Here is a 25,979-nt window from a genome sequence, read left to right as displayed (position 1 = left end):
CATATGGGAGGCGGCATGACAGAGACGGCGAGCGGCCCGGCACGGAGTTCCCGCACCAAGGGAGCCAAGCCGAGCAAGGGTCTGCGTATCGAACGCATCCACACCACCCCCGGCGTGCATCCGTACGACGAGGTGGCGTGGGAGTCCCGTGACGTCGTCATGACCAACTGGCGCGACGGCTCGATCAACTTCGAGCAGCGTGGCGTCGAGTTCCCCGACTTCTGGTCGGTGAACGCGGTCAACATCGTCACCAGCAAGTACTTCCGCGGAGCTGTCGGTACGCCGCAGCGCGAGACCGGTCTGCGTCAGCTGATCGACCGGATCGTGACGACGTACCGCAAGGCCGGCGAGGAGCACGGCTACTTCTCCACTCCCGAGGACGCGGAGATCTTCGAGCACGAGCTGGCGTACGCCCTCCTGCACCAGATCTTCAGCTTCAACTCCCCGGTCTGGTTCAACGTCGGCACCCCCCAGCCCCAGCAGGTCTCCGCCTGCTTCATCCTGTCCGTCGACGACTCCATGGAGTCGATCCTCGACTGGTACAAGGAAGAGGGAATGATCTTCAAGGGCGGTTCCGGCGCAGGCCTGAACCTGTCCCGCATCCGTTCCTCCAAGGAGCTCCTCTCCTCCGGCGGCAACGCCTCCGGCCCGGTCTCCTTCATGCGCGGTGCCGACGCCTCCGCCGGAACCATCAAGTCCGGTGGCGCCACCCGCCGCGCGGCCAAGATGGTCATCCTCGACGTCGACCACCCCGACATCGAGAACTTCATCGAGACCAAGGTGAAGGAGGAGGAGAAGATCCGCGCCCTGCGCGACGCGGGCTTCGACATGGACCTGGGCGGCGACGACATCACGTCCGTCCAGTACCAGAACGCCAACAACTCCGTCCGCGTGAACGACGAGTTCATGAAGGCCGTGGAGTCCGGCGGCACGTTCGGTCTTCGTGCCCGCATGACCGGCGAGGTCATCGAAGAGGTGGAGGCGAAGTCCCTCTTCCGCAAGATGGCCGAGGCGGCCTGGGCCTGCGCCGACCCGGGCATCCAGTACGACGACACCATCAACGCCTGGCACACCTGCCCGGAGTCCGGCCGCATCAACGGCTCGAACCCGTGCAGCGAGTACATGCACCTGGACAACACCTCGTGCAACCTCGCCTCGCTGAACCTCATGAAGTTCCTCAAGGACGACGGCGAGGGCAACCAGTCCTTCGAGTCCGAGCGCTTCGCCAAGGTCGTCGAGCTGGTCATCACCGCGATGGACATCTCGATCTGCTTCGCGGACTTCCCGACGGAGAAGATCGGCGAGAACACCCGCGCCTTCCGCCAGCTCGGCATCGGCTACGCCAACCTCGGCGCCCTGCTGATGGCGACCGGCCACGCGTACGACAGCGACGGCGGCCGCGCGCTCGCCGGTGCCATCACCTCGCTGATGACCGGTACCTCCTACCGCCGCTCCGCCGAGCTCGCCGCGGTCGTCGGCCCGTACGACGGCTACGCCCGCAACGCCGAGCCCCACCAGCGCGTCATGCAGCAGCACGCCGACGCCAACACCAAGGCCGTCCACGTGGACGACCTGGACTCGCCGATCTGGGCCGCCGCCACGGAGGCCTGGCAGGACGTGATCCGCCTCGGCGCGAAGAACGGATTCCGCAACGCCCAGGCGTCCGTCATCGCCCCGACCGGCACCATCGGTCTGGCGATGTCCTGCGACACCACCGGCCTGGAGCCCGACCTCGCTCTGGTCAAGTTCAAGAAGCTGGTCGGCGGCGGCTCGATGCAGATCGTCAACGGCACCGTGCCGCAGGCGCTGCGCCGTCTCGGCTACCAGCCGGAGCAGATCGAGGCGATCGTCGCCCACATCGCGGAGAACGGGAACGTCATCGACGCCCCGGCCCTGAAGACCGAGCACTACGAGGTCTTCGACTGCGCCATGGGTGAGCGTTCCATCTCGGCCATGGGCCACGTCCGGATGATGGCGGCCATCCAGCCGTGGATCTCCGGCGCGCTCTCCAAGACCGTGAACCTGCCGGAGACGGCCACGGTCGAGGACGTCGAAGAGGTCTACTTCGAGGCGTGGAAGATGGGCGTCAAGGCGCTCGCCATCTACCGCGACAACTGCAAGGTCGGCCAGCCCCTCTCCGCCAAGACCAAGGAGAAGGAGAAGGAGGCGGTCACCGCCAAGGCCGAGGAGACCATCCGCACCGCGGTCGAGAAGGTCGTCGAGTACCGTCCGGTCCGCAAGCGTCTCCCCAAGGGCCGTCCGGGCATCACCACCTCCTTCACGGTGGGTGGCGCCGAGGGTTACATGACCGCCAACTCCTACCCGGACGACGGTCTCGGCGAGGTCTTCCTGAAGATGTCGAAGCAGGGCTCCACCCTCGCGGGCATGATGGACGCCTTCTCCATCGCCGTCTCGGTCGGCCTGCAGTACGGCGTCCCGCTGGAGACGTACGTCTCGAAGTTCACCAACATGCGCTTCGAGCCGGCCGGCATGACGGACGACCCGGACGTGCGGATGGCGCAGTCGATCGTCGACTACATCTTCCGTCGCCTGGCGCTCGACTTCCTGCCCTTCGAGACCCGCTCGGCGCTCGGCATCCACTCCGCCGAGGAGCGTCAGCGCCACCTCGACACCGGTTCCTACGAGCCGGCGGAGGAGGACGAGGACCTGCACACCGAGTCGCTGGCCCAGTCCGCCCCGCTGCACGTGGAGCCGCTGAAGGCCGTCGCCGCCCCGGTGGAGGCAGCCGAGAAGCCGGCGCCGCGGACCGCGCACACCTCGGCCGAACTGGTCGAGATGCAGCTCGGCATCAGCGCCGACGCCCCGCTCTGCTTCTCCTGCGGGACGAAGATGCAGCGCGCCGGCTCCTGCTACATCTGCGAGGGCTGCGGCTCGACCAGCGGTTGCAGCTGATCCCAGCCGCTCGCACGCGCTCTCGCGCGCACGGGTGACAGCTGGATGACCCGCCGAGGGCGGTGGACCCGGAAGACCGGGACCACCGCCCTCGGCGCGTTTCCGTCGGACTCAGGGAGCTCGGGACACCCCTGAGCGTTCCGGGCGTGGATCCTGCTGTCCGTCCGGACCTGCTGGTTCTACCGGGCCTTCGGGACGCTCGTGGCTCTCCGGGTCTTCACGCCGAGGGCCCCGCGTCCTTGCCCATCTCGGCGGCGAAGGTGCCCGGGTCACCGTCGAAGCCCCGGAGCACGGAGTGGAAGGTCCAGAGGCCCGCGCCGTCCCGGGTGAACTCGGCCACGACCGCCGCGGTCGCCGAGGAGACGCTCGAGAAGTCGTCCTCGGCCAGCTCGGTGTAGCCCTCGCGGATCTGCACGCCGGTGTGCGCCACCGTTCCGAACGTCTTGCGGCCGTCGCGCTGCTGGATCGCCACGCCGACGACGACCCGTACGTACCGCTCCGCGAGCCGGTCGAGTTCGAGGGTCATCACCTCGTCGAACCCGAACCCCTGGCCGTTCCTGCTGTCCCGGTTGAGGGTGATGGTGCCGTCGGGGGAACGGCTGTCGAAGTGCACGAGGTAGTCGGGGTCCCCGAACGGGGCGTCGGCGACGTACGTGCCCGCGATGATGTCCAGGTCGTTGGGCGGTTCACCGAGCTCGCTGGGGTCCCACTTGATCCGTACTTCGACCTTCTCGATGTCCTTGTTGGGAGTGCTGTTGGGGGTGCTCATCGGACTTCCCTTCATGCCGCTGCGCCATCGATCCGGTCCTATCACCTGATGATGGCTATAACTCTGGCCGGATCCAACCGCGTTGGCGCCGGGAGGCCGGATCGGGCCAGGTCCGGCCCGAAGTGGCGTGAACAGGTGGTGGCGGCCTCGGATGCTCAGGGGTCGGTGCTCTCGGTGCTTCTCAGTGCGGGATGCGGCGGGGTGCGCGCTGGACGATCTCCTCGCGGAACAGCTCGATCCTGCTGCTGACCTGGCGCAGGAGATGGGTGTCCTCGATGCGGTCGAGATAGAGGCAGTTACGGGCCACGCCTTCGAGCTCGAAGGCGAAGCAGAGCGACATCAGGGGGTTGATGAACAGTTCACTGCCCCGGGTGCGCGAGGTGAACCGTACGTCCCCGAACGAGCCACGGACCGCCGCGGCGATTGACCCGTTGACGATGCTGGGGTGGTCCGGGGTGCTCTCCTGCGCGTGCGCGACCGCGTCGAGATAGAGCGCGCCCTCGCGCGTCGAACGGGACAGGGAGAACGCGCCGAGGTAGGCGCCGTCCCGTTCCAGGGCGGCGATGTTCTCCAGCACGAGCCCGTGGCTGACCCCGTGGTACGCGTCCACCCCGAAACCGACGGAGACGATGAGCCGCTCCGGCATGTCGATCCCGGCGAGCGCGGCAACGGAGGCGAGGTCCTCCTCCGGGGTGCCGAGACCGGACTCGTCGCCCCGCATGAGGATGTCCGTACCGCCGTCGACGAGGACGACCGCGTCGATGCCGTACCGCTCGATCAGTGCCCGGTACGCCTCGCGCAGCGGCTGGACACCCACGCGCGCGAGGGCGTGGACGGTGCTGGGGTACCCGTTCAGTGCCAGCCACCGGGCGAGGGTGCGTTCGGGGAAGTACGTCTGGTAGGGGGAGCTGTCGGGGGTGACTGCCGCGACGTCCGGCGCGAGCCAGTCGTCCAGGGGGAGGCTCTCGATCGGGCTGAAACTGAGATTGGCCAGCGTGACGTCCTTCCCCCGGTGCAGGAGTGACAGGGCGATCGGCAGGCCGGCGTAGATGTCGAAGCCGCCGCCGGCTCCGGCGACGAGTATGTGCCGGGCGGATTCCAGCCGGGAGAACAGGGGATGGGCGTGTAGTCCGGTCATGGTGATCATTCTGTGTATCGCGCACCCGGTCGGGGACTGAGTTCGGACGATCTCCACGGGAGAGTGACGCGCGCCACGCCCGGAGCCGTACGATGGCGCGGTGCTGGTCAAGTGGATGCGTTGCGCCGTGGTGGACCGTCATGGGTTCGAACAGGGGCAACGACAGGGGGCGGGGCTGCTCGATGAGCCGGGGTTCCGAGGGCAGGGCGGCGGGTGGAGCCGGGGACGTCCGGACGTCGCGCACGTCTTCGCGTTCTGGGAGAACCGGGTCTTCTACGACTCCTACATGGCGCGGACGGGCGACGGCGCGACCGCCGGGCGACCGGGTGCGTACGGCGAGGCGCAGGTCAAGCTGTTCGAGTACCGCTTCGACGTGAAGACGGGCTTTGAACCGGAATTCACCGACGCCGATGTCGTCCGGGTGGCCCACAGCAGGGTCCGCGAGGACAGGGTCGAGCACTTCGCGCTCATGCAGCAGCGGGTCTGGAATCCGGCCATGGCGGGATCTCCGGGCATGCTGCGAGGAGTCTTCGGCGAGGCGCCGGGCCACGAGTTCCTGGTGCTGTCCATGTGGCAGTCGAGTGCGGAGCGCGGTAAGTACCGGGTCAAGAGCGCCGAGCGGCTGTCGGAGCGCGCGGAGACCGAGACGGACGTACTGGCGCTGAGCGGGGACGTCGTCCAGCTGGAGCCGTCCTGGACGGTCGCCTGACCGAGTCATGGCGTCATGCGGTCCGGTCCGGCCTGACCCGGGCCTGACCCGGCCGGGCGCCCGGGGTCCGCGCCACCGTTCGAGCGAGGCGTATTCGTTCGTAGCCCTTAGGGTCGTTCCATGGCACGACCGCAGCGCATCGTCCTCGTACGGCACGGAGAGTCCGAGGGCAATGTGGACGACACGGTGTACGAGCGCGAGCCCGACCATGCCCTGCGGCTGACGCACACCGGACTCCAGCAGGCGGAGGCGACGGGTTTCCGGCTGCGTGAGTTGTTCGGCGACGAGCGGGTGAGCGTGTACGTCTCCCCCTATCGCCGCACCCACGAGACCTTCCGCGCGCTCGGGCTCGACCTGACCCGGGTGCGGGTGCGCGAGGAGCCCCGGCTGCGCGAGCAGGACTGGGGAAACTGGCAGGACCGGGACGACGTGCGGCTCCAGAAGGCGTACCGGGACGCCTATGGGCACTTCTTCTACCGCTTCGCGCAGGGTGAGTCCGGAGCTGACGTCTACGACCGGGTCGGCGCCTTCCTGGAGAGCCTGCACCGGAGTTTCCAGGACCCCGACCACCCGCCGAACGTGCTGCTCGTGACGCACGGGCTCACGATGAGACTGTTCTGCATGCGCTGGCTGCACTGGTCGGTCGCCGAATTCGAGTCGCTGTCCAACCCGGGCAACGGCGAGACCCGCATGCTGCTGCTCGGGCCCGACAACCGCTATACCCTCGACCGCCCGTTCGCGCGCTGGCGGACCCCGGAGCCGTACGGCATCACTGGATAGAGCGGCAGAGCGTCTCCCCCGGCCGTCGTAAAACTCCAGGGCCGTCATGAAACTAGTGATTAGAGTGGAAGGAAGATGATCTCCTACTCCTCCGAAACATTCGAACGTCGTTACGAACGCACTCTCGCCAGCCTCCGCGGACTGTCCGTCGGAGACGCCCTGGGCTCCCAGTTCTTCGTCCCCGTGAACTACCCGCTGCTGCGCAGCCGCACGGTGCCGTCCGGGCCCTGGCAGTGGACCGACGACACCGAGATGGCCTGCTCGGTGGTGGCGGTGCTCGCCGAGTACGGTCGCATCGACCAGGACGCGCTCGCCCACTCCTTCGCCGAGCGCCACGACTTCGACCGCGGTTACGGCCCAGCGGTGAACCGGATGCTCCGGCTCGTGCGCGAAGGCGGCGACTGGCAGGAACTCGCCGCCGGGCTGTTCCAGGGCCAGGGGTCCTGGGGCAACGGTTCCGCCATGCGCATCGCCCCGCTCGGTGCCTGGTACGCCGACGATCCCGAGCAGGCCACCCACCAGGCCGAGATCTCCTCCTACACCACCCACCAGCACCGTGAGGCCGTCACCGGAGCGATGGCCGTGGCCGCCGCGGCGGCGCTCGCCGCCGCCCCCGGAGGACCGCCCCCGCCGGAGGAGCTGCTCGACACGGTGATCGCCCTGCTGCCGCGCAGCGCGGTGGTGGCCGGGCTGCGGCGGGCGAAGGACATGCTCGACTACGAGGACCCCACGACGGTTGCCGCGGTTCTCGGCAACGGCCGCCGCACCAGCGCCCAGGACACCGTCCCCTTCGCCCTCTGGTCGGCGGCCCGCTGCCTCGGCTCGTACGAGGAGGCGTTCTGGGTGACGGCCCAGGCAGGCGGTGACGTCGACACCACCTGCGCCATCGTCGGCGGAATCGTCGCGGCGGGCGAGGCCGGCGCCCCGCCGGCCGGGTGGCTGGCGCAGACCGAGGAAACGCCCTCCTGGGTGCCTGCCGAGCCCCGCAGCTGACAGCCGCAACGACCGGGCTGGGCGCGCCCGTACGCATCGGGCGTCGCCGAGTGCACCCCGGGAGCCCGAGGGAAGCGTTCAGGTGCGGAGCGTGACCACGCCGCCCCGCCTGTCACGGTCCTGCCACAGGGGCTCGGGGGCCGGTGCGCGCGGCCCCCGCGCGGCTACTCTTTCGGCCACGCGCCGCCCGGTGTTCTGCACCGGCGCGCGAGGAACGAGACAGCGGGTGACGCGCCGACGCTCGGCCGTACGGCGGGCCCGCGTGGGGGAGGGGTCCCATGACCACGTCCGACCAGCCGCCCGGGATACCGGGCCCGCAGGACGCGTCGTCGCCGCCGGGTGGGACTGCTGGATCGGGAGGGCCCGAGGGCGGCGGATCCGGGGGTGCCGGGGGTGCCGAAGGCCCCGTGGGTGCCGAGGGTGCCGAGGGTGCCGAGGGTGCCGGGAGCGGCGGGGGCTCCGGCTCCGGTGGGGCGGTCACCGGGGCGCCCGTGTCCCCGATGGCCGCCCCGGTGGCCGGGAAGCAGTCCGGCGGCAGCGCGCATCCGCGTGCGGCGTCCCCGGCATCGAATCCGGTCCAGGCGTCCCCGGCTCCCCTCCAGCCGTTCCCGGCCCCGCCCCGGGCGTCCTCGGCGCCGCCTGCCACCCCCTGGCAGCCGCGGCCCGCGCAACCGGGGGTGTTCGCCCGGGTCCGCCCTGACGCTCCGCCGCCCATCGGGAGCGCGGCCCTGTGGGCGGTCCTCGCCACCGGCATCCTCAGTGCGCTGCTGCTCGGCGAGGGTCTCGGGATCAACCTCCTCCTCGTGGCGCTGCCTGCCGCGGCGGGAGCCTGGCTGGAGGCGCGCAGGGCCGGGCGCAAGGCGCGCGCCTGGACGCTGACCTGGGCGGTCGGGGGGCCGGCGCTGCTGGTGGTCCCGGCGCTGTCCGACGCGGGCTGGCCCACCTTCCTCGCCGTGGTGTCCGCGGTCGCCCTGGGCTCCCTCGCCCTCCACGGCAGCCGGAGCTGGCTCGGCGTGCTCGCGGGCTCACTGGGGATGCTGGACAGGGTGGTCCCGGGCGTCGGGTGGGGTCTGCGCGGTGTCCGTGCGCGGGCCACCGGTTCGCGGGCGCACTGGGGAACCGTGCTCCGGACGGCCGCCGTCGCCGCGGTGCTGCTGCTGGTGTTCGGGACCCTTTTCGCGAGTGCCGACGCGGCCTTCGCGGACCTGCTCGGCGATGTCCTGCCGGACGTCTCGGTGGGCGACGGGCCCGTGCGGGTCCTCCTCCTCGCGCTGGGCCTGGTCGGCGCACTCGCCGCCGCGCACACGGCCGCCGCACCCACGCGCTGGGACGGGATCACCGTCCGGCCGGGCCGGGCGCGGGGGCGAGTGGAGTGGGCGCTTCCGCTCATCGTGCTCGACGTGTTGTTCGCCGCGTTCATCGCGCTCCAGCTCGTCGTGCTGCTCGGCGGCTACGACAAGGTTCTGGAAGAGACCGGTCCGAAGCCCGCGGAGTACGCCCGTGAGGGCTTCTGGCAGCTGCTGTGGGCGACCCTGCTGACCCTGGTGGTCATCGCCCTGGCCCTGCGGCTCGCCCCGCGCGGCGGGGCGAAGGACCGCCTTCTCGTCAAGGGGGTGCTCGGTACCCTCTGTGTGCTCACCCTCGTCGTCGTGGCCTCCGCGCTGCGACGCATGGACCTGTACGTCGACGCGTTCGGCCTCACCCGGCTGCGCATCTCGGTGGCGGCGGTCGAACTCTGGCTCGGCGTCGTGCTGGTGCTGATCATCGCGGCCGGCGTCTTCGGCGCCCGGCATCTCCCCAGGGCAGTCGCGGTCAGCGCCGCCATCGGCGTACTGGCCTTCGGGCTGATCTCCCCCGACCGGCTGATCGCCGAACAGAATGTCCAGCGCTATCGCGAGGGCAAGGCGATCGACATCACCTACCTCCAGAATCTGTCGGCCGACGCGGTGCCCGCCCTGGACAGGATTCCCGACCCGAACATGCGTGCCTGCGCGCTCCGGGAGATCCAGAGCACGCTCCGGCGTTCGGACGCACCGTGGTACGCCACGAGCTGGAGCGAGGCAACGGCGCGGGACCTCCTCGCCGAGCACCCCGTCGCCCCGGTCGGATCCCCGTGCTACGAGCTGAACGACACCGACGACCGCATCGGACGCGACCCCGCCGACCCCGCCGATCCCGGCCGCTCCGATCCGTACGACCCGTACTGACGGGAGCGGCCCCCACCGGTATCCGACGCGAGGGCGCCGGGTGCGCCCGCCGACTGCCTTCCGGAATCGGCCGTCGGCCGCACCCCGGCCGCACCCCGGCCGCACCGCCGGCCCCACTGTCGGCCGCTGTCGCCGGCGGTGCGGCCACGGGGCAGTTGTCGTGGGCGGCTGGGCGGCTGGGCGGCTGGGGCCGGGCGGGTCGGGCGGCAGGGCGGGTCGGAAGGACCATCCAGGCGTTCCGACCGGATGCCCGTGACGGGCGTTGGACACCGTGCCTGCCGGGCAGTTCACGCAATACCCGGTCCCCCGGGGTGTCGCCACCGCCGCCATCGGCGTACGCTGTCTGGCGCCATGCCGTACGAACCACCCACGCACACCGTCGAGCGCTCGCTCCGTGCCACCACCGGTGCCCGGACCGTCGCCGGTGTCGACGAAGTCGGACGCGGAGCGTGGGCAGGTCCCGTCACCGTCTGTGCGGCGGTCACCGGTCTGCGCAGGCCCCCCGAGGGGCTCACCGACTCCAAGCTGATCACGCCCCGGCGCCGCGCCGAGCTGGCGCCCGTCCTGCGTGACTGGGTCACCGCCTACGGCCTCGGCCACGCCTCCCCCGAGGAGATCGACGACCTCGGGATGACGGCCGCGCTGCGTCTCGCCGCCGTCCGTGCCCTGGACGAGCTGCCGGTACGCCCCGACGCGGTGATCCTCGACGGCAAACACGACTACCTCGGAAGCCCGTGGCGAGTACGTACCGTCATCAAGGGGGACCAGTCCTGCGTCGCGGTCGCCGCCGCTTCGGTCATCGCCAAGGTGCACCGCGACACGATGATGGCGGAACTCGGTGCGGACACCGGAGAGTTCGAGGACTTCGCCTTCGGGGCCAACGCGGGATACCCCTCGCCGACGCACCGGGCGGCGCTGGAGGAGCTGGGGCCCACCCCCCACCACCGCATGTCCTGGTCCTACCTCGACGCGCTGCCGCGGTGGCAGCACCTGAAGAAGGTCCGCTTCTCCGCCGAGGCGGCAGCACTCGAAAGCGGGGGCCAGCTCGGCTTCGACTTCTGATCGCGCTTGCGCCCCCACCCGCCGACACCAGGCGTATCGGCATTTGACAGACAACCATCCATGCCTCTCACCCCCGAGGAGCCTCAGATTCACGAGAGCGCTCAGGGTCCCCGCGTGATTCCGGCCGCCGGCCGCACCGCGTCGACCCCCCGTCCCGTTCCTGGTCCGCGTTCCGCGGCCACACCGCGTCCCGGACACCCGGGACCCGCACGGCCTGCACCCCCGGTGCAGCGCCCCCACCCCGTACCGGGCCCGTCCGCACGTACGGAGAATCGTTCCGTGCCGCAGCTGCAGGTGATCCCGGCCCCTGTCGCCGGCGCGCTCGACGCCGCCGAGGAGGCCGTCGACCTGCTGCTCGACAACGGCCGTGCGCCGGGCGACGTCCTCGTGCTCACCACGGGTGAGCAGCACCCGTGGGCGACGCACGAACTCTCCTTCGGTGAGGCTTCCTACTGGGCGCAGCACGACGCCCGCGACGACGTGTTCTTCGCGGACCTGTCGGCGATCGGCCGGGCGGCCGGGCGTCCGGTCGTGGTCGTCGCTGTCAACGGCGCCCTGGCCGGCGACGCGGCCCAGCGGCTGTCCCTCGCGCGGGAGCGGGCCGACGCGCTGCTGATCGTGTGCGGCGATCCGAAGGCGATCAACTCCGCCCTCGGCGCGAGCGTCTGATCCGACCGGAAGCTGCCCGGGAGGTCCGGGCCGGCCGTCCCGCACGGGGCGGCTGGATTCCGGGCCGCCGGGCTCCGCGGTCCGCGGGGCTTTTCCGCCCGCCGGCTCCGACGGTCTCCGGGGCTTCTCCGCCCCCGGGTTCAGCGGGCAGCGGTGCGCAGCATCGCCTCGGTCGCCCGGCCGCCCGTGCGGAGCGGAGACGGAGCGGGGGCGAACGCCTCCGCGAGCGAGGCGGGCGTGGACAAGGAGCTCGGCTGCCTGCCTCCCCTTCCTTCGCCCAGCACCTGCCAGCCACCGCGGGTCAGCGTGATGTACGCCCCGCAGCGCAGCCCGTGCAGGGTGCAGGCGTCCCGCAGCCCCCACATCCACGCGCCGTCCTCCTCCGTCCAGCGCTCGTCGCCCTCGCGGCAGTAGAGCAGGACCGCCGTGCGGGCCGGGGTGCGGCGACGCAGGTCGTGCGGGATGACCCGGCGCAGGTGGGAGAGGAGCGCGTTGCGGAATTCCCAGCCGTCCGCGGCAGCGGAGCCACGCCTGACGAACGAGGCGCTGGCGTTCAGCCGCTCCTCGTGGTCGAGGACGGCCACGACGGCGGTGGCCGGAGTGGGACGGTGGCGGGCGTGGAGCCCGCTCACCACCTCACGGGGGTTTCGCAGCAGGGGTATCCCCGCCGATGCCCACTCGGTGGGCTCCAGCAACCGGGCGAGACGACTGGTGGAGCCGGCCGGCACCGAGGACGCCGCCCATGGTGAGGTGTCTGCGGACGGTGCGAATCCGAAGGTCACGGTTCTCCCTTCGTTACGCGCCCACGGTGCGGGCAGGATGACAGAGGGCACGCCCATACGGGCCGTGAAATGACCGTGCGGGAGGCGACTCCAATTCTTCCTGGCGTATCGGCGGGCGGCAACGAGCAATTGGAACACCTGACGGATATCTGCCGTAAAGACCTGGATATCCCTGCCCGCCAAGGGGTCCCGCGATGCCTTCCGCCTCCGTCGAACGGCGAGGCGCAGAAAGAACACCCCCCAACGACATCCGGCACGGGAGCCTTCCGTACCGGTGTACGTCACCCTGCGTGAGGTGGCCGTGGTGCCTGGGCATCGGGTTGCATGGGGGGCATGGACACCCTGGATCTCCGCACCGAAGCAGACGCCATCCTCGCCGAACTGGTCGGTGACCCGGGCGGCTCGGCGCGGCTGCGGGAGGACCAGTGGCAGGCGGTGGCGGCTCTGGTGGAAGACCGCCGCCGGGCCCTGGTGGTGCAGCGCACCGGGTGGGGCAAGTCGGCGGTGTACTTCGTCGCCACCGCCCTGCTGCGCCGACGTGGGGCCGGCCCCACGGTGATCGTCTCGCCGCTCCTCGCCCTGATGCGCAATCAGGTCGACTCGGCGGCGCGGGCCGGAATTCAGGCGCGCACCATCAACTCGGCCAACCCGGAAGAGTGGGAGACCATCTACGGAGAGGTCGAGCGCGGCGAGACGGACGTCCTTCTCGTCAGCCCGGAGCGTCTCAACTCCGTCGACTTCCGGGACCAGGTACTGCCCCGGCTCGCCGCCACGACCGGTCTGCTGGTGGTCGACGAGGCGCACTGCATCTCCGACTGGGGCCATGACTTCCGGCCGGACTACCGCCGGCTGCGGGCGATGCTCGCCGAGCTCGCACCCGGGGTACCGGTCCTGGCCACCACCGCTACCGCCAACGCACGCGTCACCGCGGACGTCGCCGACCAGCTCGGTACGGGCGCCGGTGAGGCGCTCGTGCTGCGCGGGCCGCTGGAACGGGAAAGCCTGCGGCTCGGAGTCGTACGGCTGCCGGACGCCGCGCACCGCCTGGGCTGGCTGGCCGAGCACCTGGAGGAGCTGCCCGGTTCCGGGATCATCTACGCCCTCACCGTCGCCGCCGCCGAGGAAGCCACCGCCTTCCTGCGGCAGCGGGGCTTCGCGGTCGCCTCCTACACGGGGCGCACCGAGAACGCGGACCGGCTCCAGGCGGAGACCGACCTCCAGGACAACCGGGTCAAGGCGCTCGTCGCCACTTCGGCCCTCGGCATGGGCTTCGACAAGCCCGACCTGGGCTTCGTCGTCCACCTCGGCTCGCCGTCGTCGCCCATCGCCTACTACCAGCAGGTGGGACGAGCCGGCCGAGGTGTGGCCCACGCCGACGTACTGCTGCTGCCGGGCAAGGAGGACGAGGCCATCTGGCGCTACTTCGCCGACACGGCCTTCCCGCCGGAGACCCAGGTCCGCCAGACCCTCGCGGCACTGGAGGGCGCGGGGCGACCGCTGTCGGTCCCCGCGCTGGAGGCATCGGTCGAGCTCCGGCGCAGCCGGCTGGAGACGATGCTGAAGGTCCTCGACGTCGACGGCGCGGTGAAGCGGGTGAAGGGCGGCTGGACGGCCACCGGCGCTCCGTGGGTGTACGACGCCGAGCGCTACGCCTGGGTGGCGCGGCAGCGGGCGGCCGAGCAGCAGGCCATGCGCGACTACGTGAGCACGTCCGGCTGCCGTATGGAGTTTCTGCGCCGACAGCTGGACGACGAGGGCGCGGCTCCGTGCGGCCGCTGCGACAACTGTGCGGGAGCCTGGGCCGACTCCTCCGTATCGGCTGAGACGCTCACTGGCGCGGCGAAGGAGCTGGACCGGCCGGGAGTGGAGATCGAGCCGCGGCGGATGTGGCCGACCGGGCTGCCCGTCCTGGGCATCGAGCTGAAGGGGCGTATCCCGGCCAAGGAGCAATGCTCCGGCGGGCGGGCCCTGGGCCGGCTCTCGGACATCGGCTGGGGTAACCGGCTGCGTCCGCTGCTGGCCGAGAACGCTCCGGACGCACCCGTCCCCGACGACGTACTGCGGGCGGCCGTGGACGTCCTCGCCGACTGGGCCCGCTCCTCGGGGGGTTGGGCGACCAATACCCCGGACGCCTCCGCCCGGCCGGTGGGGGTCGTCGCGGTCCCGTCGCTCTCGCGCCCACAGCTGGTCGGCTCCCTCGCCCAGGGGATCGCGGCCGTCGGTCGCATGCCCTTCCTCGGCACGCTGACGCACACCGGTCCGGAAGGGGCGCACACCGCGCGCCGCAGCAACTCCGCGCAGCGCGTCAGAGCGCTTTCCGGTGCCTTCACCGTCTCCGCCCAACTGGCTGCCGCTCTGGTCGCGTCGCCCGGGCCCGTCCTGCTCGTGGACGACTCCACCGACTCCGGCTGGACCCTCGCGGTCGCCGCACGCCTGCTGCGCAGGGCAGGCGCCGAAGAGGTCCTTCCACTGGTGCTGGCCACCGCGGGCTGAGTCTCCGGCCGGCCGCTCCGTACGCTTCGTCTCCGGTGCCGAACAGCCCGGCTGGACCCCGCGCCGGTGTGGAAGAGGCCGGCCAGGAGGACGATCGGGTGACTGGAGGGTGGAGAGGCGGCCGAGCCGACGGCGGCTCACATGGTGGGTGAGTACGAAGAGCGCGGCGCCGCTTCGAGTGCCGAGCGCGTTTACGTGCTTGTGCGTGGTCATGGCCCCATGAGACCCCCGGGCACTGACAACCCGCCAGTGACGCTGCGTATCTGTGGATAAGGTTATCCACAGGGGTCGCGGAAATTGGCGTGGTGCGGGACGGTCAGGCCATGAACAAGCGCCACGAATCCACCAGTTCCTCCGACACCCAGCAGGTCACTCTCCGTGGCCCCGCGGATCTCGCCGACGCCCTTCCGTACCTGCTGGGGTTCCACCCGACCGACAGCGTCGTCATGGTGGGACTGCACGGCGGCCTGGGCCGCTTCGGGGAGCGACTGCGCCACGGGATCCCGCGATCGGAGAAGGAATGGGGCCCGGCGGCGGACCAGTTGGCGGAGTGTCTGATCTCGGGAGGCGGGCGTCGCGGTGGCCGGCCGGACGCGATCGTCCTGTTCCTGTGCCAGGACCCGGTCACGGGAGAGACCGCCCGCCAGGTCATGGAGAGGCTGCGGCCCTTCGCCCAACTCCTGCGCACCGCTTGCGGTTCGCTCGACGTTCCCGTGCTGGAGGCGCTCTGCATCTCCAACGGCAGGTACTGGTCATACTGCTGCCCGGACGGCCGGTGCTGTCCGAAGGGCGGCGACCCGCTCGCCCTCCCGGGCACCACCGTGATGGCCGCGGCGGCGACCTACGCCGGGATCCAGGTCAGAGGGTCGCTCCGAGAGCTGGAGCAACGGCTCGTGCCGTGGTCCGGCGCGCATGAGCCGGAACAGCTCCGCGCGCTGGACGAGGTGGGCGCGGCGATGGTGACCCGCATCCTCGACACCGACGGACGCAGCCAGGTGGCCAGCGAGACCCTGGATCTGGCGAGGGGGTTGCTGGAGCGGGTCGGCGATACTCCCGTCCCACCGGCCGCGGGTGTCGCCGACTTCCGCGACGACGGCCTGATCAGCCACGACGAGGCCGCCGCAGTGATTCTGGGGCTTCAGGACCGGGAGACCCGGGACCGCGCCGCGCGATGGATGGAGGGCCCGGAGGCCCATGCGGCACTGCGTCTCTGGCGAGCCCTCGCCCGGCGCTGTGTGGGCCCGTACGTGGAGCATTCCGCCGCCCCGTTGGCGCTGGCTGCCTGGGTCTCGTGGTCCACCGGGGACGAACCCGGCGCACGCGTGGCCCTCGATCTCGCCCTGCGGGCGGACCCCGACTACACCTTCGCCCGGCTCCTCCATCAGGCGTGCAACGAGGGCGTGGACCCGGAGAAGCTGCGGCGCTGCCTTCGGGAGGAGGAAGAAGAGGCCCGAAAGTCCGCCGCCGGAGCAGCCGCCATGCCGCCGGATGCGACGGCGCCCCGCAGGGCGAGCCGGGTGGGAACCGGTGCGCCGGCAGGGCCGTCGGCCGCCGCCCGCAGCAGAAGGGCCCCCGGCCGTACCCGCCCCGTTACCCCGGCCAATCCGGGGTCGGTACGGGCCCGGCGCAGGGAGCGGCTGCCGCGCGGGCAGCAGGGGGACAGGGACGGCACCAGCGGCTGAGCCGCCCGGGCCCGCCCTTCCGTACGACTCGAAGTCGTACGACTCGGAGCCGTACGACTCGGGCACCGTAGGGCTCCGTCCCGGTAGGTGCGGTGTGGTCCCGCGGGGGAGACCGCACCGCACCCGCCGGCGTCGAGGGCACCGGAGGGCGGCCCCGCGCCGTCCCGTCGGCCGTGTTCTCGGACGTGGCGGAATGGAGTGTTTATCGTCAGGGAGACGACTATGATCACCGCATGCCGTCCTACGACCCGTCGACGTTCCCGCCCTTCGCTGTCACCGTCGACCTGGTCGTGCTGACAGTCCGGCGCCACGCGCTCTGCGCGCTGGTCGTACGCCGCGGGGAATCCCCCTTCCAGGGCCGCTGGGCGCTGCCCGGCGGCTTCGTCCGCGCGGACGAGGACCTGAGCGCCGCAGCCGCCCGTGAACTGGTCGAGGAGACCGGGCTCTGCGCACACGACCCGGCCGCTCCGGTTGCCGGAAACGGTGCCCACCTGGAACAACTCGCCACGTACGGCGCCCCGTCCCGTGACCCGCGCATGCGGGTCGTCAGCGTGGCCCACCTGGCGCTCTCGCCCGACCTCCCCGCTCCCCGCGCGGGAGGAGACGCCAACGGGGCGCGTTGGGCGCCGGTGGACGACCTGCTCGCGGCAGGCAGTGACACGGTGGGGGACGAGGAGTCGTCCGCACCGCTTGCGTTCGACCACGCCCGCATTCTCGCGGACGGAGTGGAGCGGGCCCGGTCCAAGATCGAGTATTCCTCGCTCGCCACGGCGTTCTGCCCGCCGGAGTTCACGGTCGGGGAACTGCGCCGCGTCTACGAGGCCGTGTGGGGAGTGGTCCTGGATCCCAGGAATTTCCACCGCAAGGTCACCGGTACGCCAGGATTCCTGGTGCCCTCCGGTGGTACGACGACACGACAGGGCGGCCGCCCCGCCCAGTTGTTCCGTGCGGGTTCCGCCACCGTGCTCAACCCGCCCATGCTGAGGCCGGAAGTGTGAGACCGGGAGCCGAGGCCCGAGCCCGGCCGCTGGTCCGGCGGCCGGGGAGGCCCGCGGGCGGTCTCGCGCGCGGTGACCCTGCGGTCCCCCCGAAGAGCGCGAGCGCGGAACACTCGTAAGCTTCCGGCTGCACCAAAAGTCGCAAATGTCGCGTTATGTTGCTGAGGTACGCACGCTCCCTGCCGCCGAGCGGTCACACCTTCCGCGAGAGAAGCGATGCTCCAGGCCATCGGACTGACCAGTGCCCGCCGCCGCGACCTGCCGCCCGTGGTGGACGATCTCACTTTTGAGGCCCGCTCGGGCCGTGTCACCGCGCTCCTCGGTGTCCCCGGCGCCGGAAAGACGACGGCCCTGCGCCTGATGCTGGAACTCGACCCCGGGCGCGGAGTCACCTACTTCAGAGGCCGCCCCCTGCACCGGATCGGGCACCCGCCCCGGGAAGTGGGCGTGCTGCTCGGGGACGTACCGGGTCATCCGGCACGGACGGCGCGAGGGCAGCTGCGCATGCTCTGCGCCGCAGCGGGCGCGCCTCTGTCGCGTGCCGACGAGATGCTCGACGTCGTCGGTCTCTCCGGGCTCGGCGACCAGCGCATCGGTGGGCTCTCCGTCGGGATGGACCGCAGACTGGGGCTCGCCTCGGCCCTGTTGGGCGACCCGCACACGCTGCTGCTCGACGATCCCACCGATGGTCTGTCCTCCCGTGAGAGCGGCTGGCTGTACGGACTGATGCGGGCACACGCGGCCCAGGGCGGCACCGTGCTGTGGACCACCAGCGACCCCAAGGAGGCCATCCGCTCGGCGGACCGTGTCGTCACCATCAGCGGCGGCAGGCTCGTGGCAGACCAGGAGGTCGCCGACTTCGCCCGCACCCGGCTCCGTCCCCGTGTCGCCGTGCAGTCCCCGCATGCCGCCCGTCTCGCCGCGGTGGTCGGCCGGGAAGCCCGGGACGCCCGCAGGTCCGTGGAGATCGTGGCCGAGGAAGGGGCCCGCCTCTCGGTGTACGGGAGCAACTGCGCGGAGATCGGGGACGCCGCGTTCCGGCACGGCATCCCCGTACACCTGCTCGCCGACGAACTCGGCGACGCCGGCCCTCCCGCGCCCCCCGCGCCGGCTCCCGCCTCCGCTGCGGCGCTCTCCGAACTGCCCCCGCCCATCACGGTGCGCCCTCCGCGGGGCCCGCTGCGCCCGATGCGGTACGAGGTGAGGCGCATGCTGGGGGTGCGGACAACGGCGCTGATCGTGGCGGCGGTCCTGGTCGCCTCGGCTGCCGCCTCCGTCCTGCTGGCGCGTGTCGGGGGAACCTCCCAGTCGCATCTGCTCGCCGGCTGGCCGGCATTGCTGCCGCTACCTCCGGCGGCGCTCGGGGCCGGGTTGCTGGGAGCCCTCTCCTACGGCGACGAATTCCGCTACCCGGCTCTCGCGGCAAGCCGGGGGACGGTGCCGAGGCGGCTGGGTCTGCTGGTGGCGAAACTCCTCGTCACCGGGGTGGCGGCGGCGGCTCTCGCACTCCTCGCCGTGCTCTGCGACGTCCAGCTGCTCCGCCTCTTCTACGGAGAGGAGGTGGCAGCGGTGCCCGGGAACGCGACTCTCCTGGCCGCCAGTTGGATCGGTCTTTCGGTCGGCTGCGCCTGGGCGGCGCTGCTCGCGGCGGGAACCTTCCGGGTGTCCGTGGCCGGAGTGGCGGCGGTGCTCGCGGTCCCCGTACTCGTGGTGCCGTTGCTGCAGAAGGTGTTCGCCGGGCCCGCCGCCCACGCGCTCACCGGCCTTCCCGCCCGCCTGCGGCAACTGGCTTGGCTCGACATCCCGCCGGGACCGGACCGGTGGCTGCTGGCGGCCGGTCGGATTCTGGCCCAGCCCGTCGGTCTGGCGCTCCTTGTCTCGCTGGCAGCTCTGATCTGCGCTTACGTCGGTACCGCCCTCCGGAACAGGGCGCGTTGGTGACCACGGGGGAGTCGACGGTCGAGTACCGAACCTCAACTCGGCTTCACGTGAACGAATTGAGACGATAAAGCGTCAATTGCGGCGTGAACGGCGATCACCCTTTCGTGTGCTTTTCAGCAAAGACCTCAAGGGGCGCGCGAGCCACGCCGACAAATGATGCGTGAGTACCCTTGCGCACACCATGATGACCACCGCCCGCCCCGCCGATTCCGGCCTCGCCGGCCCGGGCGATCTCGACCGTTACCCCTACGCGGAGCCGGCCGGTGACCGCGCGGCGCTGCGTTCCTGGGGCGGTGCCGAATCCGAGCTGGGGCGCACCGGCCGGCGGGGGTCGGCCAGCCGTGGCCGAGGCCTGCACGGCCAACTCGTCCAGCAGCTCGGTCAGATGATCGTTTCAGGTGACCTCGGCGCGGACCGCCCTCTCGTTCCCGAGGAGATCGGGCAGCGTTTCGAAGTCTCCCGCACCGTCGTGCGCGAGTCCTTGCGCGTCCTCGAAGCCAAGGGTCTGGTCAGTGCCCGTCCCAACGTGGGGACCCGGGTGCGTCCGGTCAGTGACTGGAATCTGCTCGACCCCGACATCATCGAATGGCGCGCCTTCGGCCCCCAGCGCGACGACCAGCGTCGCGAGCTGGCGGAGCTGCGGTGGACGATCGAGCCCCTCGCGGCGAGGCTGGCCGCCGGGCACGGCCAGGAGGACGTGCAGCAGCGGCTCGGCGAAATGGTCGAGATCATGGGCCACGCGCTGGGGCAGGGGGACGGGGTCACGTTCTCCCGCGCCGACGCGGAGTTCCACGCCCTGCTGATCCAGGCCGCCGGCAATCGCATGCTGGACCACCTCTCCGGCATCGTTTCCGCCGCCCTTCATGTATCCGGCAGTCCGGTCACCGGGTGTGACCGGCCCAGTGAGACGTCGGTCGGCCAGCACGCGCGGATCGCCGACGCCCTCGCCTCGGGCGACCCGGCGGCAGCCGAATCGGCCATGCGGCAGCTTCTCGTCGTCCACCCCGAGGTGGAGCGCGTCGTTCCGGCTCCGCGCGAGCACTGAGGCGGTACGGCCGGGGTACACGCACTCTGTGCCGCCGGACCCCGCGGTCCGGCGGCACAATTATGGGGAGATGTCGCCCCTGGCGCTGTTTGTCGCACATGGGGTGTGACTCGGGCCACGCGGATTGGGCGTAACACTCCTCGAAACAGTGCGATGACCTAAGAGGTGACCGCCGCGGAAGGAATACAGCAGCCATTCGGTGTGCTGTGCAGTTCCCAGGCCAAGCCCGCGCCGTCGGCGACCATCCAGTCGGCGGACGTCGGTTCCAGCCCTCCAGGGCCGGGCCGGAAGCCGTTTCCATCGTTCCGAGAGGTTGTTCGTGTCGGCCAGCACATCCCGTACGCTCCCGCCGGAGATTGCCGAATCCGAGTCCGTCACGGCGCTCATCGAGCGGGGAAAGGCTGATGGGCAGATCGCCGGCGACGACGTGCGTCGGGCCTTCGAGGCTGACCAGATTCCGCCGACCCAGTGGAAGAATGTTCTGCGCAGCCTCAATCAGATCCTCGAGGAAGAGGGTGTGACGCTGATGGTCAGTGCCGCGGAGTCGCCGAAGCGCGCCCGCAAGAGCGTCGCAGCGAAGAGCCCGGTCAAGCGCACCGCCACCAAGACCGTCGCGGCGAAGACGACTGTGACGAGGACCGTCGCGGCGTCCGCCGCCCCGGCCGTCGACAGCGCGGACGCGTCCGGTGACTCCGGTGCCGTTCCCGCGAAGAAGGCGGTGGCCAAGAAGGCCGCCGTGAAGAAGACCGCCGTGAAGAAGACGGTGGCCAAGAAGACCGCCGCCAAGAAGTCCGGCAAGCAGGACGACGACCTCCTCGACGGTGATGAGGCGGTCGAGGACGTCAAGGTCGGCAAGGGCGAGGACGAGGAGGGCGAGGGCGAGAACAAGGGCTTCGTCCTCTCCGACGACGACGAGGACGACGCGCCCGCGCAGCAGGTCGCCGTCGCCGGCGCCACCGCCGACCCGGTCAAGGACTACCTGAAGCAGATCGGCAAGGTCCCCCTCCTCAACGCCGAGCAGGAGGTGGAGCTCGCCAAGCGGATCGAAGCGGGTCTGTTCGCCGAGGACAAACTGGCGAACGCCGACAAGCTCGCCCCGAAGCTCAAGCGCGAGCTGGAGATCATCGCCGAGGACGGCCGACGGGCCAAGAACCACCTCCTGGAGGCCAACCTCCGTCTCGTGGTCTCCCTCGCGAAGCGCTACACCGGTCGCGGCATGCTCTTCCTGGACCTGATCCAGGAGGGCAACCTCGGCCTGATCCGCGCGGTCGAGAAGTTCGACTACACCAAGGGCTACAAGTTCTCCACGTATGCCACCTGGTGGATCCGTCAGGCGATCACCCGCGCCATGGCCGACCAGGCACGCACCATCCGTATTCCGGTGCACATGGTCGAGGTCATCAACAAGCTGGCGCGCGTCCAGCGGCAGATGCTCCAGGACCTGGGCCGCGAGCCCACCCCGGAGGAGCTGGCCAAGGAACTCGACATGACCCCCGAGAAGGTCATCGAGGTCCAGAAGTACGGGCGCGAGCCGATCTCCCTCCACACCCCGCTGGGTGAGGACGGGGACAGCGAGTTCGGTGACCTGATCGAGGACTCCGAGGCGGTCGTTCCGGCCGACGCGGTGAGCTTCACTCTCCTCCAGGAGCAGCTGCACTCGGTGCTCGACACCCTCTCCGAACGTGAGGCGGGCGTGGTGTCCATGCGCTTTGGTCTCACCGACGGCCAGCCGAAGACGCTGGACGAAATCGGCAAGGTCTACGGGGTGACGCGTGAGCGCATCCGGCAGATCGAGTCGAAGACCATGTCGAAGCTCCGCCACCCGTCGCGTTCGCAGGTTCTGCGCGACTACCTCGACTGAGCCGACCGGGCAAGCCGAATGGGCCGGGGGCCCGGAACCGAAGGGTTTCCGGGCCCCCGGCCCATTCGGCCTGAGGGTGCGGGCCGCTTCGGACTGGATGACTCTGAGTAGGTGATACCCACCTCGGAGTCAGGAGTGTCCATGTCCCACAGGTTTGCCCGTGCCCTGACCGGAGCGGTCGCGCTGGCATCCGCCGCCGCTCTGGCGGCAGGGTCCCAGGCGTCGGCCGCGACCGACAGCATCATCATCGGAGGAGAGCCCGTCAGTGTGACGGACAGCCCGTGGGTGGTGGCTCTGTCCAGCCGCGCCCTGTTCGGGGAGTCACGCGGCGGGCAGTTCTGCGGGGCGGTGGTGGTCGCTCCCACCAAGGTGCTGACAGCGGCCCACTGTCTCGGCTCCGATGTGCTCGGGGGCGAGGTGGCCGACGTGCCGGACCTGCGGATCATCGCGGACCGGGACGATCTGCGCGGCACCGGAGGGCGGGAGATCCCGGTGAAGGACGCGTGGATCAACCCCGCGTACGACCCCTCCACGAATGTGGGCGACGCCGCCGTCCTGACGCTGGCAGTAGCGCTGCCGGAAAAAAGTTCGATCCCGGTCGCCCGGGACGGTGACGCCGCGTACTCGGCGGGCGGGCAAGCACTCGTCTACGGCTGGGGAGACACGACCGGGTACGGCACGTACGCGTCGACGCTGCGGGCGGCCTCGGTACAGGTGCTGTCGGACGAGGCATGCGCCACCGCCTACCCCGGTGGCTCACGCGGGACGTACGACGCCTCGTCGATGGTCTGCGCCGGCGGGCCGGAGGGCGGCTACGACGCATGCCAGGGGGACAGCGGAGGGCCGCTGGTGGTCGGCGGGCGCCTCATCGGGCTGGTCTCCTGGGGCAATGGCTGCGCGCGCGCCGACAGTCCGGGGGTCTACACGAGGATCTCCGCCGCGGTCACCTGGGCGGAAGGCGAGATCTGAGCCTCCCCGCCGCAGGCGGAGCGAACATGAGAACGGGCGGCTTCCCCCACACCGGGGAAGCCGCCCGTCGGACGGTCAGGGACCGGCCCATGGCTCGTCGTGGATGCGAGGTGTCAGTGTTGTGCCTCGTCGGCGGCACCGGCCTGTACGGCGGTGAGCCGATCCGTCTCATCCTGTATTTCCGCGGCGATCTTCTTGAGTTCCGGCTCGAACTTGCGCCCGTGGTGGGCACAGAAGAGCAGTTCACCACCGCTGGTGAGGACGACGCGCAGATAGGCCTGGGCGCCGCAACGGTCACAGCGGTCTGCTGCGGTCAGCGGGCTCGCGGGGGTCAGAACAGTAGTCACGTCGCCTCTTCTCTAGCTCGACGAGCTGTCGTACCAGGGTCAACATCCAACCAGGCCGAAAACGTTCCCGCTCGTGGCATTTCTTCGAAAACTTCTTTTCAGGTGGCTGGCTGCCGACGGTTGGCGGCGAATGTGCCGTAATGCGGAGCGCTACGGTTTCGCGTTGCTGGTGTCGGGTCGGTCCTCCGGCTGGCTTGCCGGTTGTTCATGAGGACGTGCCCGGAGCCTAAATGGTTCATGCCTCAAATGGAACGTGATGTGCACGTCACTCCGAGGAATGATCGAACATCCATGCGATGCGCTGGGGGGCTCGACTAGCATGATGATTCCCCGAGGGTGGCGTGACAACCGCTCTACCAGGCCTCGGTAGGCTTTCAGCGGCCACCACGGCCGCGCCCGATACCCAAACGGGCCCCCATTGAAATTCAGCGAGGAGCGAACCGCGTGACCGCCGATACGTCCGTGCCGTCCACTGCGCTGCTGACCGGAGCCGGCGGCGTCGTCGACAGGGACAGCTCCAACTACACCGCGCGGCACCTTCTCGTCCTCGAAGGGCTTGAGGCCGTCCGTAAGCGCCCCGGCATGTACATCGGGTCGACGGACAGCCGCGGCCTCATGCACTGCCTCTGGGAGATCATCGACAACTCGGTCGACGAAGCCCTCGGGGGGTACTGCGACCACATCGAGGTGATCCTCCACGACGACTCCTCGGTCGAGGTCCGTGACAACGGCCGCGGCATTCCCGTCGACGTCGAACCCAAGACGGGCCTCTCCGGTGTGGAGGTCGTCATGACCAAGCTGCACGCGGGCGGCAAGTTCGGCGGCGGATCCTACGCGGCCTCCGGCGGCCTCCACGGCGTCGGCGCCTCCGTCGTCAACGCACTTTCCGCGCGGCTCGACGTGGAGGTCGACCGGAACAGCTCGACCCACTCCATCAGCTTCCGGCGCGGGGTGCCCGGCATCTTCGTCGAGCAGGGGCCGGACAGCCCCTTCGACCCGGCCAACGGGCTCCGCCGGACCAAGCGGGTACCCAAGGCACGCACCGGCACCAGGGTGCGGTACTGGGCGGACCGGCAGATCTTCCTCAAGGACGCCAAGCTCAACCTGGAGACGCTGTACCAGCGCGCCCGCCAGACCGCCTTCCTCGTGCCCGGCCTCACCATCGTCGTGCGCGACGAGCGGGGCCTGGACGGCGAGGGCAAGACCGAGGAGACGTTCCGCTTCGACGGCGGCATCAGCGAGTTCTGCGAGTACCTCGCCCAGGACAAGGCCGTCTGCGACGTGCAGCGGCTGACCGGGCAGGGCACCTTCAAGGAGACAGTTCCGGTCCTGGACGAGCGCGGGCACATGACCCCGACGGAGGTCACCCGCGAGCTGGGCGTCGACATCGCCCTGCGCTGGGGCACCGGGTACGACACCGTGGTCAAGTCCTTCGTGAACATCATCGCCACCCCCAAGGGCGGCACGCACGTGGCCGGATTCGAGCGCTCGCTGACCCGTACGGTCAACGAGGCGCTGCGTTCGGCCAAGCTGCTCAGGGTCGCGGAGGACGACGTCGTCAAGGACGACGCCCTGGAGGGCCTTACGGCGGTCGTCACGGTCCGCCTCGCCGAGCCGCAGTTCGAGGGGCAGACCAAGGAGGTGCTCGGCACCTCGGCCGCCAACCGGATCGTCGCCAACGTGGTGGCCAAGGAACTGAAGGCATTCCTGACCTCGACCAAGCGCGACGCCAAGGCTCAGGCCAGGGCGGTGCTCGACAAGGCGGTGGCTGCCGCCCGCACGCGCATCGCCGCGCGTCAGCACAAGGACGCCCAGCGTCGCAAGACGGCTCTGGAGTCCTCGTCCCTCCCCGCGAAGCTGGCCGACTGCCGCAGCGACGACGTGGAGCGCAGCGAGCTCTTCATCGTCGAGGGGGATTCCGCCCTCGGGACGGCCAAGCTCGCGCGCAACAGCGAGTTCCAGGCCCTCCTGCCCATCCGGGGCAAGATCCTCAACGTCCAGAAGGCATCCGTCTCGGACATGCTGAAGAACGCCGAATGCGGGGCGATCATCCAGGTCATAGGAGCCGGGTCCGGGCGGACCTTCGACATCGACGCCGCCCGCTACGGCAAGATCGTCCTGCTGGTGGACGCCGATGTCGACGGCGCACACATCCGCATCCTGCTGCTCACGCTGTTCCAGCGGTACATGCGGCCGATGGTGGAGGCGGGCCGGGTCTTCGCGGCCGTGCCCCCGCTGCACCGCATCGAGCTGGTCCAGCCGAAGAAGGGCCAGGACAAGTACATCTACACGTACTCGGACGGCGAACTGCGCCAGACGCTGGTGGACCTGCGACGCAAGAACATCCGCTTCAAGGACTCCATCCAGCGGTACAAGGGCCTGGGTGAAATGGACGCCGACCAGCTCGCGGAGACCACGATGGACCCCCGCTTCCGGACCCTGCGGCGGATCAACATCGGCGATCTGGAGTCGGCGGAGAAGGTGTTCGACCTGCTGATGGGGAACGAGGTCGCGCCCCGCAAGGAGTTCATCACGAGCTCGGCGGCCACTCTGGACCGCTCGCGCATCGACGCCTGAGCCGTTCGGATCGCTCAGCGCCTCTCCGTGGCAGTGCCTCTCAG

19 protein-coding genes are annotated in these 25,979 nt (G+C 70.5%); 15 read left to right on the top strand and 4 right to left on the bottom strand.

All coding sequences use genetic code 11. From position 1 onward, the window contains the following. Positions 1–15: 15 nt before the first annotated feature. Positions 16–2,913, top strand: coding sequence for a vitamin B12-dependent ribonucleotide reductase (locus ACFZAX_RS02320; RefSeq protein WP_390958224.1), 2,898 nt, complete (start codon positions 16–18; stop codon positions 2,911–2,913). Between the two features lie 217 nt (positions 2,914–3,130). Here ACFZAX_RS02320 and ACFZAX_RS02315 read toward each other — a convergent pair whose 3' ends face one another. Beyond that, positions 3,131–3,682 (bottom strand): TerD family protein, encoded by a 552-nt coding sequence (locus ACFZAX_RS02315; RefSeq protein WP_390958222.1) that lies wholly within the window; start codon positions 3,680–3,682, stop codon positions 3,131–3,133. A 181-nt stretch (positions 3,683–3,863) separates the two neighbouring features. Then, entirely contained in the window at positions 3,864–4,820 is a 957-nt protein-coding gene (locus ACFZAX_RS02310) for a DUF1152 domain-containing protein (RefSeq protein ID WP_390958220.1), read from the bottom strand. A gap of 100 nt (positions 4,821–4,920) precedes the next feature. Here ACFZAX_RS02310 and ACFZAX_RS02305 point away from each other — a divergent pair, with 100 nt between their 5' ends. The 6 genes from ACFZAX_RS02305 to ACFZAX_RS02280 all read left to right on the top strand — a co-directional run bounded on the left by ACFZAX_RS02305 (position 4,921) and on the right by ACFZAX_RS02280 (position 11,240). Then, the gene (locus ACFZAX_RS02305; protein ID WP_390958218.1) at positions 4,921–5,529 is read left to right on the top strand and encodes a DUF4937 domain-containing protein; all 609 of its coding nucleotides are present in this window, start codon (positions 4,921–4,923) and stop codon (positions 5,527–5,529) included. Between the two features lie 120 nt (positions 5,530–5,649). Beyond that, on the top strand, positions 5,650–6,309 hold the full coding sequence (locus ACFZAX_RS02300) for a histidine phosphatase family protein (protein ID WP_390958216.1): 660 nt from the start codon (positions 5,650–5,652) through the stop codon (positions 6,307–6,309). A 75-nt stretch (positions 6,310–6,384) separates the two neighbouring features. Next, a complete protein-coding gene (locus ACFZAX_RS02295) occupies positions 6,385–7,302 on the top strand; it encodes an ADP-ribosylglycohydrolase family protein (RefSeq protein WP_390958214.1) in 918 nt (305 codons plus the stop codon). 500 nt (positions 7,303–7,802) lie between these two features. Next, positions 7,803–9,509, top strand: coding sequence for a DUF4153 domain-containing protein (locus ACFZAX_RS02290; RefSeq protein ID WP_390958407.1), 1,707 nt, complete (start codon positions 7,803–7,805; stop codon positions 9,507–9,509). A gap of 351 nt (positions 9,510–9,860) precedes the next feature. Beyond that, positions 9,861–10,571, top strand: a complete 711-nt coding sequence (locus ACFZAX_RS02285) for a ribonuclease HII (RefSeq protein WP_390958212.1) — start codon at positions 9,861–9,863, stop codon at positions 10,569–10,571. Between the two features lie 60 nt (positions 10,572–10,631). Further along, positions 10,632–11,240 carry a hypothetical protein gene (locus ACFZAX_RS02280; protein ID WP_390958210.1) on the top strand — a complete coding sequence of 203 codons (609 nt, stop codon included), beginning with the start codon at positions 10,632–10,634 and terminating at the stop codon, positions 11,238–11,240. A gap of 140 nt (positions 11,241–11,380) precedes the next feature. Here the strand turns inward: ACFZAX_RS02280 and ACFZAX_RS02275 are convergent, their stop codons facing one another. Further along, positions 11,381–12,022 (bottom strand): hypothetical protein, encoded by a 642-nt coding sequence (locus ACFZAX_RS02275; protein ID WP_390958208.1) that lies wholly within the window; start codon positions 12,020–12,022, stop codon positions 11,381–11,383. 333 nt (positions 12,023–12,355) lie between these two features. Between ACFZAX_RS02275 and ACFZAX_RS02270 the strand changes: the two genes are divergently transcribed. The 7 genes from ACFZAX_RS02270 (at position 12,356) to ACFZAX_RS02240 (ending at position 23,011) form a co-directional block, all read left to right on the top strand. Further along, positions 12,356–14,515: a RecQ family ATP-dependent DNA helicase gene (locus ACFZAX_RS02270; RefSeq protein ID WP_390958206.1), complete on the top strand. Its 2,160-nt coding sequence runs from the start codon at positions 12,356–12,358 to the stop codon at positions 14,513–14,515. A 323-nt stretch (positions 14,516–14,838) separates the two neighbouring features. Then, complete coding sequence (locus ACFZAX_RS02265) at positions 14,839–16,197, top strand: DUF4192 family protein (RefSeq protein WP_390958204.1); 1,359 nt, start codon at positions 14,839–14,841, stop codon at positions 16,195–16,197. A 233-nt stretch (positions 16,198–16,430) separates the two neighbouring features. Then, the gene (locus ACFZAX_RS02260) at positions 16,431–17,195 is read left to right on the top strand and encodes an NUDIX domain-containing protein (RefSeq protein WP_390958202.1); all 765 of its coding nucleotides are present in this window, start codon (positions 16,431–16,433) and stop codon (positions 17,193–17,195) included. A 216-nt stretch (positions 17,196–17,411) separates the two neighbouring features. Further along, complete coding sequence (locus ACFZAX_RS02255; RefSeq protein ID WP_390958200.1) at positions 17,412–19,136, top strand: ATP-binding cassette domain-containing protein; 1,725 nt, start codon at positions 17,412–17,414, stop codon at positions 19,134–19,136. Positions 19,137–19,296: 160 nt separating this feature from the next. Beyond that, on the top strand, positions 19,297–20,181 hold the full coding sequence (locus tag ACFZAX_RS02250; protein ID WP_390958198.1) for an FCD domain-containing protein: 885 nt from the start codon (positions 19,297–19,299) through the stop codon (positions 20,179–20,181). A gap of 319 nt (positions 20,182–20,500) precedes the next feature. After that, on the top strand, positions 20,501–22,042 hold the full coding sequence (locus ACFZAX_RS02245; RefSeq protein ID WP_390958196.1) for an RNA polymerase sigma factor: 1,542 nt from the start codon (positions 20,501–20,503) through the stop codon (positions 22,040–22,042). Between the two features lie 141 nt (positions 22,043–22,183). After that, positions 22,184–23,011: a trypsin-like serine protease gene (locus ACFZAX_RS02240; protein WP_390958195.1), complete on the top strand. Its 828-nt coding sequence runs from the start codon at positions 22,184–22,186 to the stop codon at positions 23,009–23,011. A gap of 113 nt (positions 23,012–23,124) precedes the next feature. Here the strand turns inward: ACFZAX_RS02240 and ACFZAX_RS02235 are convergent, their stop codons facing one another. Next, positions 23,125–23,358, bottom strand: a complete 234-nt coding sequence (locus ACFZAX_RS02235; protein ID WP_327178373.1) for a hypothetical protein — start codon at positions 23,356–23,358, stop codon at positions 23,125–23,127. 444 nt (positions 23,359–23,802) lie between these two features. Between ACFZAX_RS02235 and ACFZAX_RS02230 the strand changes: the two genes are divergently transcribed. Beyond that, the gene (locus tag ACFZAX_RS02230; protein ID WP_390958193.1) at positions 23,803–25,935 is read left to right on the top strand and encodes a DNA gyrase subunit B; all 2,133 of its coding nucleotides are present in this window, start codon (positions 23,803–23,805) and stop codon (positions 25,933–25,935) included. Positions 25,936–25,979 lie beyond the last annotated feature (44 nt).

The organism is Streptomyces sp. NPDC008125, from assembly GCF_042957125.1.
Taxonomy (GTDB): Bacteria; Actinomycetota; Actinomycetes; order Streptomycetales; family Streptomycetaceae; genus Streptomyces.
Note: the sequence above shows the minus strand (reverse complement) of the source record. Positions and strands in the feature narration are given on the sequence as shown.

Excerpts from the sequence above, each read along its gene's own strand:
- ACFZAX_RS02320 (WP_390958224.1), top strand. The coding sequence starts at position 16 with ATGACAGAGACGGCGAGCGGCCCGGCACGGAGTTCCCGCACCAAGGGA.
- ACFZAX_RS02315 (WP_390958222.1), bottom strand. The coding sequence starts at position 3,682 with ATGAGCACCCCCAACAGCACTCCCAACAAGGACATCGAGAAGGTCGAA.
- ACFZAX_RS02310 (WP_390958220.1), bottom strand. The coding sequence starts at position 4,820 with ATGACCGGACTACACGCCCATCCCCTGTTCTCCCGGCTGGAATCCGCC.
- ACFZAX_RS02300 (WP_390958216.1), top strand. The coding sequence starts at position 5,650 with ATGGCACGACCGCAGCGCATCGTCCTCGTACGGCACGGAGAGTCCGAG.
- ACFZAX_RS02295 (WP_390958214.1), top strand. The coding sequence starts at position 6,385 with ATGATCTCCTACTCCTCCGAAACATTCGAACGTCGTTACGAACGCACT.
- ACFZAX_RS02290 (WP_390958407.1), top strand. The coding sequence starts at position 7,803 with ATGGCCGCCCCGGTGGCCGGGAAGCAGTCCGGCGGCAGCGCGCATCCG.
- ACFZAX_RS02285 (WP_390958212.1), top strand. The coding sequence starts at position 9,861 with ATGCCGTACGAACCACCCACGCACACCGTCGAGCGCTCGCTCCGTGCC.
- ACFZAX_RS02280 (WP_390958210.1), top strand. The coding sequence starts at position 10,632 with ATGCCTCTCACCCCCGAGGAGCCTCAGATTCACGAGAGCGCTCAGGGT.
- ACFZAX_RS02270 (WP_390958206.1), top strand. The coding sequence starts at position 12,356 with ATGGACACCCTGGATCTCCGCACCGAAGCAGACGCCATCCTCGCCGAA.
- ACFZAX_RS02265 (WP_390958204.1), top strand. The coding sequence starts at position 14,839 with ATGAACAAGCGCCACGAATCCACCAGTTCCTCCGACACCCAGCAGGTC.
- ACFZAX_RS02260 (WP_390958202.1), top strand. The coding sequence starts at position 16,431 with ATGCCGTCCTACGACCCGTCGACGTTCCCGCCCTTCGCTGTCACCGTC.
- ACFZAX_RS02255 (WP_390958200.1), top strand. The coding sequence starts at position 17,412 with ATGCTCCAGGCCATCGGACTGACCAGTGCCCGCCGCCGCGACCTGCCG.
- ACFZAX_RS02240 (WP_390958195.1), top strand. The coding sequence starts at position 22,184 with ATGTCCCACAGGTTTGCCCGTGCCCTGACCGGAGCGGTCGCGCTGGCA.